The organism is Saccharopolyspora sp. CA-218241 (genome assembly GCF_050954615.1).
Taxonomy (GTDB): domain Bacteria; phylum Actinomycetota; class Actinomycetes; order Mycobacteriales; family Pseudonocardiaceae; genus Saccharopolyspora; species Saccharopolyspora cebuensis.
Map to the genome: position 1 here is coordinate 2,136,584 of NZ_CP191860.1, position 12,380 is coordinate 2,148,963.

At 73.3% G+C, this 12,380-nt stretch carries 13 protein-coding genes; 8 read left to right on the forward strand and 5 right to left on the reverse strand.

Going from position 1 to position 12,380, the window contains the following annotated elements; genetic code table 11:
* The first annotated feature begins 12 nt into the window (after nucleotides 1–12).
* Genes ACQP0T_RS10465 through ACQP0T_RS10485 form a run of 5 tightly spaced genes read left to right on the forward strand, consistent with a single transcriptional unit; the run spans nucleotide 13 to nucleotide 5,009 of the window.
* Nucleotides 13–1,290, forward strand: coding sequence for an aromatic ring-hydroxylating oxygenase subunit alpha (locus ACQP0T_RS10465; protein WP_433872529.1), 1,278 nt, complete (start codon nucleotides 13–15; stop codon nucleotides 1,288–1,290).
* A complete protein-coding gene (locus ACQP0T_RS10470; protein WP_433872530.1) occupies nucleotides 1,283–1,813 on the forward strand; it encodes an aromatic-ring-hydroxylating dioxygenase subunit beta in 531 nt (176 codons plus the stop codon). Before ACQP0T_RS10465 ends, ACQP0T_RS10470 begins: the two co-directional genes overlap by 8 nt.
* A complete protein-coding gene (locus tag ACQP0T_RS10475) occupies nucleotides 1,810–2,547 on the forward strand; it encodes an SDR family NAD(P)-dependent oxidoreductase (RefSeq protein ID WP_433872532.1) in 738 nt (245 codons plus the stop codon). Before ACQP0T_RS10470 ends, ACQP0T_RS10475 begins: the two co-directional genes overlap by 4 nt.
* A gap of 42 nt (nucleotides 2,548–2,589) precedes the next feature.
* Complete coding sequence (locus ACQP0T_RS10480; RefSeq protein WP_433872534.1) at nucleotides 2,590–3,549, forward strand: PDR/VanB family oxidoreductase; 960 nt, start codon at nucleotides 2,590–2,592, stop codon at nucleotides 3,547–3,549.
* 32 nt (nucleotides 3,550–3,581) lie between these two features.
* A complete protein-coding gene (locus ACQP0T_RS10485) occupies nucleotides 3,582–5,009 on the forward strand; it encodes an MFS transporter (protein WP_433872535.1) in 1,428 nt (475 codons plus the stop codon).
* Nucleotides 5,010–5,021: 12 nt separating this feature from the next.
* Here the strand turns inward: ACQP0T_RS10485 and ACQP0T_RS10490 are convergent, their stop codons facing one another.
* On the reverse strand, nucleotides 5,022–5,936 hold the full coding sequence (locus tag ACQP0T_RS10490; RefSeq protein WP_433872537.1) for a LysR family transcriptional regulator: 915 nt from the start codon (nucleotides 5,934–5,936) through the stop codon (nucleotides 5,022–5,024).
* A gap of 165 nt (nucleotides 5,937–6,101) precedes the next feature.
* Here ACQP0T_RS10490 and ACQP0T_RS10495 point away from each other — a divergent pair, with 165 nt between their 5' ends.
* Nucleotides 6,102–7,070 carry a YeiH family protein gene (locus ACQP0T_RS10495; protein ID WP_433873663.1) on the forward strand — a complete coding sequence of 323 codons (969 nt, stop codon included), beginning with the start codon at nucleotides 6,102–6,104 and terminating at the stop codon, nucleotides 7,068–7,070.
* A gap of 48 nt (nucleotides 7,071–7,118) precedes the next feature.
* Here the strand turns inward: ACQP0T_RS10495 and ACQP0T_RS10500 are convergent, their stop codons facing one another.
* From ACQP0T_RS10500 to ACQP0T_RS10515, 4 genes are all read right to left on the reverse strand, one after another.
* On the reverse strand, nucleotides 7,119–7,979 hold the full coding sequence (locus tag ACQP0T_RS10500) for a cytochrome c biogenesis CcdA family protein (RefSeq protein ID WP_433872539.1): 861 nt from the start codon (nucleotides 7,977–7,979) through the stop codon (nucleotides 7,119–7,121).
* On the reverse strand, nucleotides 7,976–8,683 hold the full coding sequence (locus ACQP0T_RS10505; RefSeq protein ID WP_433872541.1) for a DsbA family protein: 708 nt from the start codon (nucleotides 8,681–8,683) through the stop codon (nucleotides 7,976–7,978). Before ACQP0T_RS10505 ends, ACQP0T_RS10500 begins: the two co-directional genes overlap by 4 nt.
* 146 nt (nucleotides 8,684–8,829) lie before the next feature.
* Nucleotides 8,830–9,768, reverse strand: coding sequence for a M56 family metallopeptidase (locus tag ACQP0T_RS10510; RefSeq protein ID WP_433872543.1), 939 nt, complete (start codon nucleotides 9,766–9,768; stop codon nucleotides 8,830–8,832).
* The gene (locus tag ACQP0T_RS10515) at nucleotides 9,765–10,127 is read right to left on the reverse strand and encodes a BlaI/MecI/CopY family transcriptional regulator (RefSeq protein WP_433872545.1); all 363 of its coding nucleotides are present in this window, start codon (nucleotides 10,125–10,127) and stop codon (nucleotides 9,765–9,767) included. The genes ACQP0T_RS10510 and ACQP0T_RS10515 overlap by 4 nt, the downstream gene beginning before the upstream one ends.
* 230 nt (nucleotides 10,128–10,357) lie before the next feature.
* Between ACQP0T_RS10515 and ACQP0T_RS10520 the strand changes: the two genes are divergently transcribed.
* Together ACQP0T_RS10520 and ACQP0T_RS10525 are read left to right on the forward strand one after the other, a co-directional pair.
* On the forward strand, nucleotides 10,358–11,014 hold the full coding sequence (locus ACQP0T_RS10520; RefSeq protein WP_433872547.1) for a GntR family transcriptional regulator: 657 nt from the start codon (nucleotides 10,358–10,360) through the stop codon (nucleotides 11,012–11,014).
* Between the two features lie 166 nt (nucleotides 11,015–11,180).
* On the forward strand, nucleotides 11,181–12,323 hold the full coding sequence (locus ACQP0T_RS10525; RefSeq protein WP_433872549.1) for a mandelate racemase/muconate lactonizing enzyme family protein: 1,143 nt from the start codon (nucleotides 11,181–11,183) through the stop codon (nucleotides 12,321–12,323).
* Nucleotides 12,324–12,380 lie beyond the last annotated feature (57 nt).

The window sequence follows — 12,380 nt, forward strand, 5'->3', positions numbered from 1 at the left end:
CGGAGGCCAGCGATGACCGAGAACGTCGTCGGTGCCGAACCCGCCGAGCTGGTCCGCGAGGACCGGGTGGCCGGTCGGCTCTACACCGACCCCGCGCTGTTCGAGCTCGAGATGGACCGGATCTTCGAGCGGGCGTGGATTTGGGTGGCGCACACCAGCGAGCTGCCGAAGGCCGGCTCGTTCAAGTCCACCCACGTCGGCCGCCAGCCGGTGATCGTGGTCCGGGACCGCAAGGGCACCGTGCGCACGCTGCTGAACCGGTGCCGGCACCGCGGTGCGAGCGTGTGCGAGAAGCCCAGCGGGCAGGTCAACGGGTTCACCTGCCCGTACCACGCCTGGTCCTACGGCCTGGACGGCGCGCTGCGCGGCATCCCCTACCCGGACGGCTACGAGGGCGTGCTGGAGAAGAAGGACCTGTCGCTGCGCCGCCTGCGCACGGAGTCCTACGGCGGGATGATCTTCGCGACGCTGGCGGAGGACGCCCCACCGCTGGAGGACTTCCTGGGCGACGCCCGGCTGTGGATCGACCGGTTCATGAAGCAGGGCGGCGGCTATCCGATCAAGGTGCTGGGCCGCCACCAGTTCACCTTCCGCGGCAACTGGAAGATCCAGCTGGAGAACACCACCGACGGTTACCACTTCCCGATCGTGCACCGCTCGTGGATGGCCTCGGTGGACGCCGAGACCGCGAACATGATGTCGTTCATGACCGATCCGGAGTGCACCACGCACGACCTGGGTCGGGGGCACAGCGTGATGCAGATGGTGCCCGAGCACTCCGACCTCGACGCCGACGACGGTTCCGAGCCCCTGCAGGGCCGGTTCGACGGTCTCGTCGCCGAGCTGTCGGAAACCCTGGACCAGGCCCAGGTGCGCAAGGTCGTCCGGGCGATGCACGGCACCGGGTTCAACCTGAACCTGTTCCCGAACGTGGCCATGTCGGCGGCGTTCTTCCGGGTGCTGCGCCCCATTTCGGTCGGCGAGACGCGGATCGAGCACGTGGCGATCGGCCCGGACGGCCCGCCGGAGCTCGACGCCGCCAACCGGGAACGGCTGCGGATCCACGAGCACTTCCAGGGCCCGTTCGGGTTCGGCACCCCGGACGACGCCGAGGGCTGGGACCGGGTGCAGCGCGGCGCCGCCGCGGACCCGGAGATGCCGATCCTGGTGAACCGCGGCCTCGCCCGGGAGCAGGCGGGCCAGGGCGGCTGGCCGACCTCGCACGTCACCGACGAGACCGGCATGCGCGCCGCGTACCGGCAGTGGAAGGCGATGATGAGCGATGACTGACACGACCACGACGCCCGCGCCGGTCGCCGCGGTGCCCACGACCGACCCGCGGGTGGTCCGGGCGATCGAGCTGATCTGGCGCGAGGCCGAGCTGCTCGACCGCGCGGCCTACCTGGCCTGGGAGGAGCTCTACGCCGCCGACGGCACCTACGTGGTGCCGATCGACCCGGAGACCGAGGACTTCGACGACGTCCTCAACATGGTCTACGACGACGCCCGGATGCGGCGGATGCGGGTGACCCGGATGACCGAGGGGTACGCGATCGCCGCCGTCGACGCGGCCCGCACCGTGCGCACCGTGTCCCGCTTCGTGCCGGAGTCGGTGTCGGATTCCGAGGTCGTCGTCCGGTCCGCGCAGGTCCTGATCGCGTTCAAGCGGGACCGGCACGACATCTGGGCGGCCGACCTGGTGCACCGGATCCGGCTGTCGCCGCAGGACCCGGCCGGGGACGCGATCGTGCGGAAGGTCGTCCGGCTGGTCAACAGCGAGTCGGCGGTGCCCGCCGCCGGGTTCCTGCTGTGACCGCGCAGGTCGCCGTCGTCACCGGCGGCGCCCGCGGCCTGGGGCAGGCGATCGTCCGTCGGTTGCACGCCGACGGCTACCGGGTCGCGGTCGCCGACCTCGACGGTGCCGACGCGCTCGCCGAGAAGCTCGACGGCACCGGGACGACCGCGCGCGGGTTCACCGCCGACGTCGCCGACCGGGCCGCACCGGCCGGGCTGCTGCACGGGGTGCTGGACGCCTTCGGCGCGGTGCACGTGCTGGTCAACAACGCGGCGCGCACGCAGGCCACCCCGGTGCTGGAGATCGCACCGGACGAGCTCGACGCGGTGATGGACGTCAACTTCGGCGGGACCTTCCGGGCCTGCCAGGTGTTCGGCGCCCACCTCGCCGAGCAGGGCTACGGCCGGATCGTGAACATGGCATCGCTGGCCGGTCAGAACGGCGGCACCGCCACCGGCGCGCACTACGCCGCCTCCAAGGGCGCGGTCCTGACCACGACCAAGGTGTTCGCCCGGGACCTGGCCGCACGCGGGGTCACGGTCAACGCGGTGTCGCCGGGCCCGCAGGACGGCGACACCGTCCGCGAGGTCGTCGGTGCCGACGGGCTGGAGCGGTTGCGCGCAGGCATCCCGGTCGGCCGGCTCGGCGACCCGGGCTTCGTGGCCCGGATGGTCGCGCTGCTCGCCTCGCCCGAGGCGATCTCGGTCACCGGCGCGTGCTGGGACGTCAACGGCGGGCTCTACCTGCGCTGAACCCGCACCATCCCGATCTGCTCCGGAAAGGGGAGAGCTCCGATGACGCCCACCGTCGCGGTCCGCGTCAGCGAGGTCACCGAGGAGGCGACCGGTGTCCGCAGCCTGCGGCTGGTCGCCGCGAACGGGTCCTCGCTGGGGCCCTACGAGGCCGGCGCGCACGTCGACGTCGTCGGCCCGACGGGTGTGCTGCGCCAGTACTCGCTGTGCAGCCGGCCGGACGACCCGGCGTCGCGGCTGATCGCCGTCAAGCGGGAACCGGAGTCGCGGGGCGGTTCGGCGGCCCTGCACGACGTGCGGGTGGGGGACGTGCTGGAGATCGGCGCCCCGCGCAACCTGCTCACTGTCGCCGCCGACGCCGACCGGCACCTGCTGGTGGCCGGCGGGATCGGGATCACCCCGTTGCTGAGCATGGCCTACGAGCTGCACCGGCGGGGCGCCGAGTTCACCCTGGACTACTTCGCCCGGTCCCGGTCCGAGGCGGCCTTCGCCGACCTGCTGGAACACCGCGTCGAGTTCCGCGACCGCGTGCACCTGCACTGGGGAGTGCCGCGCGCGGACCGGCCCGCGGTGCTCGAGGAGCGGGCCGGCGCCCTGACCCCGTCCAGCCACGTCTACACCTGCGGACCCGACGGGTTCATGGCGCAGGTCGGCGCGACCTTGGGGCCGGTCGTGGGCGAGGACCACGTGCACGTCGAGCACTTCGTCGCCGCCGAGGTCGACCGCACCGCGGACACCGCGTTCACCGTCGAGCTCGACACGGGCGAGGAGTTCGAGGTGCCCGCCGACCGCTCCATCCTGTCCGTGCTGGGCGACAACGGCGTCGAGGTCTTCAAGTCATGCGAGGAAGGCGTCTGCGGCTCCTGCGTATCCGGCGTCCTGGAGGGGATCCCGGACCATCGCGACAGCTGCTTGTCGAGGGCCGACCGCGCGGCGAACGACCAGCTGGCGCTGTGCGTCTCCCGGGCCCGCACCGCCCGGCTGAAGATCGAGCTCTACTGACCGGCTCCCCGCACCGGACCGAACGGAGAACCATGTCCACACCGACCGACGTGCCCGGCTCCGCGACGCTGACCGGCGCCGTCCGGCGGGGACGGATGAACCGCCGCGCCTGGACCGTCACCGCGATGCTGCTCGCCTTCCAGATCATCGCCTTCGCCGACAAGGCGGTCCTCGGCCTGGTGGCCGGGGAGGCGATCCCCGAGCTCGGCATCTCGGCCGTCGAGTTCGGCTTCATCGGCAGCGCATTCTTCTTCCTCTACTCCGCGGTCTCCTTCGCCGTCGGGATCCTGTCCCGGCGGGTGTCGGTCACCTGGATCCTGCTCGCGATGGGCGTGCTCTGGGCCCTCGTGCAGTTCCCGATGCTGCTCGGTGGCGGTGCGGCCGTCCTCCTGGTCACCCGGATCCTGCTCGGCGGCGCCGAGGGCCCGGCGACCGCGATGTCGCTCGCCTCGGTGCACGGCTGGTACGCCCCCGAGGACCGGGCCCTGCCGAGCAACCTGGTCGCCGCGGGATCCGCGCTCGGTCCGGTGATCGCCGCCCCGGCGCTGGCCTGGGTGATCGTCGCGTTCGGCTGGCGGTGGGCCTTCGGCGTGCTGGGCATCGTCGGGATCGTGTGGTCGGTGGCCTGGCTGCTGGCCGGATCGGACGGGCCGTTCGCCGTCCGGCGCGCCCGGGCATCCGGCGCCGACCGCGCGGCGGAGCCGCCGACCCGGTCCGAGGCCGCCGCCGGGCCGGGGTTCGAGGGGTCGGGGTTCGACGGGCAGCGCGTCGTCCCGACCCGCGCCCTGCTGCTGAGCGGTTCCTTCGCGGCCGCGGTGATCGGCGGGTTCGGCAACTTCTGGACCCAGGGTTTCCTCACCACCTGGTCGCCGCAGTACCTCACCGGGGTCATCGGGCTCTCGCTGGGCGAGGTGGGCGTGGTCTCCACCCTGCCGTGGTTGTTCGGTGCCGGGCTGCTGCTGGGGCTGGGCCTGGTCGGTCGCCGGCTGATGCGCGGCGGCGCGAGCGTTCGGGCCGCGATCGCCGTGCCGTTCGGCGTCGCGGCCGTCGTCGCAGGTGTCGCGTTCCTGCTGCTGCCCGCCGCCGGGGGTGCGCTCGCGGTCGTGCTGCTCACGGTGGCCGCCGGTTGCAGCATCGTCTACCCGATGCTGCCCAGCGCGCTGGCCTACGCCGTCGCCCCGGCCCAGCGCGGTCTGGTGATGGCGGTGCTGGGCGGCGTCGCCTCGGTCGGGGCGATCTGCTCGCCGTTCGTCATCGGCGTCCTGATGGACGCGGCGGGGTACCGGTCCCCCGCGCCGGGGCGCCAGTCCACCCCGGACATGGTGGAGAGCATGGCCGCCGGGCTGCACCACGGTTTCGCCTTGACCGGCGTCGTCCTCCTGGTGGCCGGCGTCGTCGCCCTGCTGTTCCTGCGGCCGGACCGGACCGGTCGGCGGTTGCAGGAGCGGTACGCCGGCTGAGCGCGGCGGCCGTCACCGCGCCGGCCGGCCATCGCGGGTGCGCATGGCGGTGGCCAGCAGTGCGGCGGCGGGACCGGTGAGCTGCAGGCCGGAGCGCCAGACGGCGCGCAGCGGTCGGCGCAGGTCGATCCCGTCGACGTCGACCTCGGTGACGCGGCGTTCGGCGAGGTCGGTGCCGACGGCGAGGATGCTCAGCACCGAGGGGCCGGCACCGGCGACGACGGAGTTGCGCACGGCGGTGGTGGAGTGCAGTTCCAGCAGGGGAGCGACGGGATCGGCGCCGAGGTCGGCGAGGGCGCGGTACAGGGTCTCGCGCGTGCCGGAACCGCGTTCGCGGACGATGAGCGGGGTGGCGGCGAGCTCGGTGGGGTCGAGGGGGCGGCGGAGCCGGGCCCAGGGGTGGTCGGGCGGGACCACCAGGACCATGCGATCGCGGGTGACGTGGCGGACCGAGACGCCTTCCGGGGCGATCGGGGTCTCGACGAAGCCGAGGTCGGCGCGTCCGTGGCGGATGGCTTCCACGACGGTGGCCGAGTTGGTGACGTCGAGTTCGAGGTGGCTTTCCGGGAAGGCGCGGCGCAGTTCGCTGATCCAGCCGGGGGCGAGGTACTCGGCGATGGTCATGCTCGCGGCGACGCGCAGCCGGGACTGCTGCTGGGCGCGCAAGGCGCGGACCCCGTTCATCAGACCGTCGACGTGGGCGAGGACCTGGCGGGCCCAGTCGGTGACGACGACCCCGGCCGGGGTGAGCGTGCAGCCCTGGCGGGTGCGTTCGACGAGTTCGAGCCCGAGGCGGCGTTCGAGGCTGGTGAGGCGCTTGCTGGCGGCGGGTTGGCTGACCCGCAGCTCGCTGGCGGCGGCTCCGATGCTGCCGAGTTCGCCGACGAGGACGAGCAGGCGCAGTGATTCGGAGTCGGGCGCGGTCATGCCCCGAGGATAGGCATCGGGGCGCTGCGGCCGGGGGATGCGCCGGTGCTGGGCATGCAGCGGGGTTATGACGTCCTGTCCGGTCGACGGCTACGCGCGGGTGGTTCCGCTGGCGACGCTGGGCACGTGGCTGAGACGGGGAACGCGCAGCAGACGTCCGCGGTGATGCGGCGGTGGCCGGGAGTGGCGGTGGCGGTCGCCGGGACGGCGGTGTCGATGTCGGTCGCGGTCCTGGTGCCCGCGGTGAGTTCGCTGACGTTGGCGGTGCTGCTGGGCGTCGTGGTCGGCAACCTGCCGGTGGTGCCGGGGGCGGTGCGGCCGGGGCTGGCGTGGACGATGCGGCGATCGCTGCGGCTCGGGGTGGTGCTGCTGGGGCTCCAGCTCGCGGTCGGTCAGGTGCTCGGCCTGGGCGCCGGGACCGTGGTGGCGGTCGTGGTGGTCGTGGCGGTGACGTTCGCGGGCACGGTGCTGCTGGGGCGGTGGCTCGGCGTGTCGCGGGGGTTGTCGTTGCTGGTGGCGACCGGCTTTTCGATCTGCGGGGCGTCGGCGATCGCGGCGGTGGAGGGCGTGGTCGACCGGAAGGACGAAGACGTGGCGACCGCGGTGGCGCTGGTGACGGTGTTCGGCAGCCTCTCGATGCTGCTGCTGCCGGTGCTCGGCGCCGAGTGGGGGCTCTCGGGCGCGGAATTCGGGCGGATCGCCGGGGCCGGCGTGCACGAGGTCGCGCAAGTGGTGGCCGCGGCCTCGCCGATGGGCGGTGCGGCGGTGGCGATCGCCGTCGTGGTCAAGCTCAGCCGGGTGGTGCTGCTGGCGCCGGTGGTGGCCCTCGTCGGCGTGGTGCGGCGGCGCGAGACCACCGCCGCGGGCGGGAAGCGCCCGCCGTTGCTGCCGTTGTTCGTCGTCGGGTTCCTGGTCGCGGTGGCGGTGCGCAGCCTCGGGGTGTTGCCGCCGCCGGTGCTGCACGGGGCGCAGCAGGTGACGGCGGTGCTGCTGACGGCGGCGTTGTTCGCCCTGGGCAGTGCGGTCCGGGTCGTGGACCTGGTCCGGACCGGCCCCAAGGCGTTCGTGCTCGGAGCGGTGTCGACGGTGCTGGTGACCGGGACGGCGTTCGCCGGAATGCTGGCGCTGACGTGAGCAGCGCGACGTCGGTGGGTCCCGACCCACCGGCGTCGCGCGGGCCGGTCAGCTCTCCCGCTCGCCGACGGCGGCGGATCCGGCGCGTTCGGCGCGGCGCAGGCGCGCGATCCGCCACAGCACCACGGCGAGGGCGGCCACCGCGAGCACCAGCAGCACGGTGGTGTTCGAGATTCCGGCGATGGTCTGCTGCAACCACGCCTGCACCGCGAATTGGCTGTCCACATCGGACAACCCGCCGAGGTTCGCGGTGCCCTCGGTGAGGACGAACATCAGGCCGATGGCGACGAAGACCAGGCCGGAGATGATGTTCGTGGTGTGCAGGCGCAGCGGCCCGATGGCGACCTCGCGTCCGCGCAACCACGCCCGCCGGCCGAGCTGGAACCGCTCCCACAGGAGCGCCAGCAGGAACAGCGGGAAAGCCATGCCGAGCGCGAACACGGCGAGCAGGATCGCGCCGTAGAGCGGCTCGCCCCCGGCGGCCGAGACGGTGAGCACGCTGCCCAGCAGCGGCCCGGCGCAGAACCCGGCCAGCCCGTAGACCGTGCCGAGCGCGTACACCGACAGCCCGGAGGAGATCCGGATGCGGCCGGTCATCCGCTGCGCCGCGGCGAACCCGAAACCCTTGCCGGAGATCTGCAGCAGTCCCAAGGCGATCAGCACCAGACCGCTGACCACGGTCACCGTCGTGCGGTGCTGGGTCAGCAGCGCGCCGAAGAGCCCGGCCGCGGCCCCGAGCGGGACCAGCGTGGTCGCCAGTCCCAGGTAGAAGACCGCGGTCCGGGCGACCAGCCTGCCGAGTCCGTCGAAGGCGTAGGCGAAGAAGGACGGCAGGAGCATCGCCGCGCACGGGCTGAGCAGCGTCAGCAACCCGCCGAAGAAGGCGCCGAGCAGACCGATCTCGCTCATTCCGCCGCGGCCTTCGCCTGTTCGATGGCCTGGACGAACTGGTCTAGCGGCTGGGCGCCGAGGATCGGATCACCGTTGACCAGGAACGTCGGGGTGCTCGACACGCCGATCTCGGAACCTTCCATCGCGTCGGCCTGGATGGCGGACATGGTGGCGGGGCTGTTCATGTCGGCCTCGAACCGGGCGATGTCGGTGATCCCGACCTGCTCGGCGTAGTCGATGAGCGTGTCGTGCGGCAGCGGCGGATGCCCCCGACCCGGGGAATCGTGGTAGATCGCGCCCAGGTACTCCCAGAACTTGCCTTGGGCGGCCGCGGCGCGCCCGGCCTTGGCGGCTTCGATCGACTCCTCGCCGAAGATCGGGAAGTCCCGCCACTCGAGGCGCAGGACGCCGTTGTCGACGTAGCGCTTGATCAGTTCGGGCTCGATGTCCTGGGAGAACTTCGCGCAGAACGGGCACCGGTAATCGCCGTAGTTGAGCATGACGACCGGGGCGTCATGCCTGCCCAGCGCCAGCGGGTCGCCGGGGGTCCGGCGCGCCAGCTTCGCCAGCGGGCTCTCCTGCTGCTGCTCGGCCTGCTGCGGCGCGGCCTGGTTCGACCCGCCCTGGGACGTCACCAAGTGCCCCAGCAGGAACGCGACCACCGCGACGAGCACCGCCGCGGTCACGTTCAGCCATTTCCTCTTCGCGCTGGTGCCACCCATCGGTCACCACTCTCCCTCGCTCGGCTGCCCCGAGCCTAGCTACTACGTGACGTAGTAGTTGGGGCGGGGGCCGCGAAGGCCGGTGCCGCTGCCCACGGCGGTCCCACCGCGGGCAGCGGGGATCGCGGGCGCGGGCGCCTGCGCGGTCAGAGGATTTCGAGGCCGAGGCAGTACAGGAGCACCAGGCACGCGGCGGCACCGATCGCGAGGACGGCCGGGGACGCCGAGGCGACCACGGCGGCCACGCAGCTCGCCCGGTGCCGACCGCCCGGGGGCGCGGCCTGCAGCCAGTGCAGCCGCAGCTGCACCGACTCCCGCGACATCGCCAGCGACGTCGTGGGCACCACCTCGCCGGTCACCGCCCGCAGCGCCGCGCACACCGAACTCGCACCGCAGTGCCGGGCCGCCCCGGCATCGGCGGCGAGCTCGACGAGCACGCGCACGGCCGGGTGTGCGGCGCGGAACAGCGGCACGAACGGCAGCGCCTTGGCCAGCGCGGTCACCAGCCGGACCAGTGCGTGGTGCCGCCCGGACAGGTGGGCGCGCTCGTGCGCGAGGACCGCCTCCCGGGCCTCGGGGGCGAGGTGCCGCACGCCGGTGGTCGCCACGATCGCGCCGTGCCGACCGCCGATGCTGTAGGCCACCGGCACGGCCTGGTCCAGCCACAGCACCCGCGAGTCCGGGTCCTCGCCGGAGAGCAACCGCACCGCGGTCAGGTGGCGGCGCCGCAGCGCGGCCTCCTTGCGGACGATCCCGGCGGCCACGACCAGCACGCGCAGCACCGCCGCCGCCACGAGCGCGGCACCGCCGAGCCGGGCCACGTACCCCCAGGCCGCCGGGTCGCCGTGCACCACGTTGACGCAACTCCGCGCCATGCCGATGAGACCGTCCACGGACGCGCCGTCCGGGACCACCAGCAGCGCCGCACCGGTGATCGCGGCGCCGATGGCCACCAGCGGGGACGCGACCCACCCGGCCAGCGCGATGCCGGGGCGCACGCGCGGGCGGAGCAGGGCGCGCAGGTACACCGGCCCGAAGACGGCGATCACGACCGCGCCGATGAGCAGGCCGAGGGCCACCGTCATGGTGTCCCACGCCCGTTCTCCAGCGCTCGCCGCAGCAGCTCCGACTCGCGCTCGGAGACCGAGGCGGCGAAGTGCAGCAGGACCGACTCGGAATCGCCGGAGGAGTCGAGCACCTCGCGCAGCACGTGCGCACCCGCCTCCTCGCGCGAGCGCACGGGCCAGTAGCGGTAGCCGCGCCCGACCCGGGTGCGCCGCACCCAGCCCTTGTCGTGCAGGTGGTCGAGGACCGTCATGATCGTGGTGTAGGCGAACGTCCGCTCGGCGGAGAGCCGGTCGAGCACGTCGCGCACGCGGAGCTGGTCCTCGGCCGTCCACAGGACGTCCATCACCTTCAGCTCCAGCTCACCGAGTCCGAGCATCGCACCTCCAGTGCCCGCCAGTCTACGGTCGAGCGCCCCGGACGAGTCCACCCCGCCCGCCCCGGCACGGGGCCTCCCGATGTTCGGTGACCGGCGGATCTCCTTCCGGCCGGGAGCGGGCCACGGCTGGAGCTGAACCGCGGATGGCGGATGGTCGACCGTCTACCTGCTCCACCGCCGTGCCCTATGCTGGGTGCGTCCGGCGAACCGACTCCCAGAACTGGAAGAGCGTGCGCAACTCAGCACCGACGTCGGCGATGCCGGTGTCCCGGCGCGATTGGATCCTGTCCTGGCTTCGCGGGGCGATCGCCAGCGGCGAGTTGAAGCCGGGCGACCGGCTCGTCGAACGGGACATCTCGGCGCGTTCCGGCGTGAGCCGCGGCCCGGTCCGCGAGGCGATCATGGTCCTCGAGCAGGAGGGGCTGGTCGTCTCGCACCTCTACCGCGGTGCCGAGGTCGCCGGCATCTCCCAGCGCGAGGTGCGCGAGGTGCTGGTGCCGATCCGGACGGCGATCGAGCGGTTCGCGTTCCGCGAAGTCGTCGCGCTCCCGGACCGCGGCGCCCTGGTCGCCGAGCTCGAGCGGCTCGTCGCCGAGATGGAGCGGGTCGGGCCCGGCGACGACGGGGCGGCTGAACGGCTCGCCGATCTCGACGTCGCCTTCCACGAGGCCGTGATCAGCGCGAGCGGGCACACCCAGAGCCTGCAGATCTGGCGCACGATCCTGCCGCGGGTCCGGGCCTACTTCCTCCGGGACGCCCCCCGCCACGCCGACCCCGACGAGATCCCCGGTCAGCACCGGGCCCTGCTCGCGGCTCTGCGCCGCGGCGACGCCGACGCCCTGGACGACGACGTCGTCCAGCACATCGGGTTCTACCTGGGGGACTGACCGCACCGCCGGGCGGACCCGGGTGGTCTCATCCGGTAGATGGTTGACCATCTGCCATTCGCGTCGTACCTTCGGGACGGGTGCGGTCCTGGCGACCGCGAGCAGCGGGCCCCGCCGGCGAGCACCGGCGACGACTCGGGTGGTGGCTCCACCGGGGAAGGACCTCATGAAGATCACCGACATCCGCGCGGCCGGGCTGCGCGGCGCCACCCCCGAAGGCGGATGGACCGAGGAGCTCCAGCCCGACGACGTCGTCCACACCCTCGTGGCCGTGCACACCGACGCCGGTGCGGTGGGGGTGGGCAGCGTGTTCACCAGCGAGGCGCTGGTGCGCGGCGCGCTGGAGGTGCTGCGCCCGCTGCTGCTCGGCGAGCACGCGCTGGAACCCGAGCGGGTCGCCGAGAAGCTGCACCGGACCACGTTCTGGCTGGGCCGCGGCGGCTCGGTCACCCACGCGATCAGCGGGATCGACTCCGCGCTGTGGGACCTGCTGGGCCGGGCCACCGGGCAGCCCGTGGGCCGGCTGCTGGGCGGACGTCACCGGGACCGGGTGCGGCCCTACGCCTCGCTGCTCATGGCCGAACCCGACCGGATGGTCCAGCGGCTGCGCCCGCTGGTCGAGGCGGGCTGGACCGCGTTCAAGATCGGCTGGGGCCCCTTCGGCCGGACCACGTCCGCGGTGGACGAGCGCATCGTCGCCGCCGCTCGCGAGGCGGTGGGCCCGGACGCGCTGCTCATGGTCGACGCGGGGGCGAGCGACGGCGCGTGGCGCCAGGGCTACAAGTGGGCCCTGCGCACCGCCCACATGCTCGCCGAGCACGACGTCGACTGGTTCGAGGAGCCGCTGCCACCGGACGCGATCGACGACTACGCCCGGCTGCGCGAACACGCCCCGGTCCCGATCGCCGGCGGTGAGGTCCTGACCAGGCGCCAGAGCTTCCAGCCCTGGCTGGAACGCGGAGCCCTCGACGTCGTCCAGCCCGATGTCACCAAGGTCGGCGGCATCAGCGAGCTGCGCCGCATCGGCTGGACCGCGCACGACCGCGGGATCCGGCTGATCCCGCACGGCTGGAACACCGCCGTCGGCCTGGCCACCGACCTCCAGATCGCCTCCGCGCTGCCCGACACCGACCTCGTCGAGTACGTCACCGGCTCCCCGTACGTCGACGAGATCCGCACCGCGCCGTGGACCCTCGACGCCGACGGCATGCTCCCCATCCCGGAAGGTCCCGGGCTCGGCATCGAGCTGGACCGCGCGGGTCTGGGCCGCTACGCCGACGTCGACGCGCTCCTCGGCGCGGGCCGATGAGCGGCACCTCGATCCTGGTCACCGGTGCCGCGTCGGGCATCGACCGGCACCGGACGG

Bases quoted from the DNA above. Each gene is read 5' to 3' on its own strand.
- ACQP0T_RS10465 (WP_433872529.1), top strand. From the start codon at position 13: ATGACCGAGAACGTCGTCGGTGCCGAACCCGCCGAGCTGGTCCGCGAG.
- ACQP0T_RS10470 (WP_433872530.1), top strand. From the start codon at position 1,283: ATGACTGACACGACCACGACGCCCGCGCCGGTCGCCGCGGTGCCCACG.
- ACQP0T_RS10480 (WP_433872534.1), top strand. From the start codon at position 2,590: ATGACGCCCACCGTCGCGGTCCGCGTCAGCGAGGTCACCGAGGAGGCG.
- ACQP0T_RS10485 (WP_433872535.1), top strand. From the start codon at position 3,582: ATGTCCACACCGACCGACGTGCCCGGCTCCGCGACGCTGACCGGCGCC.
- ACQP0T_RS10490 (WP_433872537.1), bottom strand. From the start codon at position 5,936: ATGACCGCGCCCGACTCCGAATCACTGCGCCTGCTCGTCCTCGTCGGC.
- ACQP0T_RS10495 (WP_433873663.1), top strand. From the start codon at position 6,102: ATGCGGCGGTGGCCGGGAGTGGCGGTGGCGGTCGCCGGGACGGCGGTG.
- ACQP0T_RS10500 (WP_433872539.1), bottom strand. From the start codon at position 7,979: ATGAGCGAGATCGGTCTGCTCGGCGCCTTCTTCGGCGGGTTGCTGACG.
- ACQP0T_RS10505 (WP_433872541.1), bottom strand. From the start codon at position 8,683: ATGGGTGGCACCAGCGCGAAGAGGAAATGGCTGAACGTGACCGCGGCG.
- ACQP0T_RS10510 (WP_433872543.1), bottom strand. From the start codon at position 9,768: ATGACGGTGGCCCTCGGCCTGCTCATCGGCGCGGTCGTGATCGCCGTC.
- ACQP0T_RS10515 (WP_433872545.1), bottom strand. From the start codon at position 10,127: ATGCTCGGACTCGGTGAGCTGGAGCTGAAGGTGATGGACGTCCTGTGG.
- ACQP0T_RS10525 (WP_433872549.1), top strand. From the start codon at position 11,181: ATGAAGATCACCGACATCCGCGCGGCCGGGCTGCGCGGCGCCACCCCC.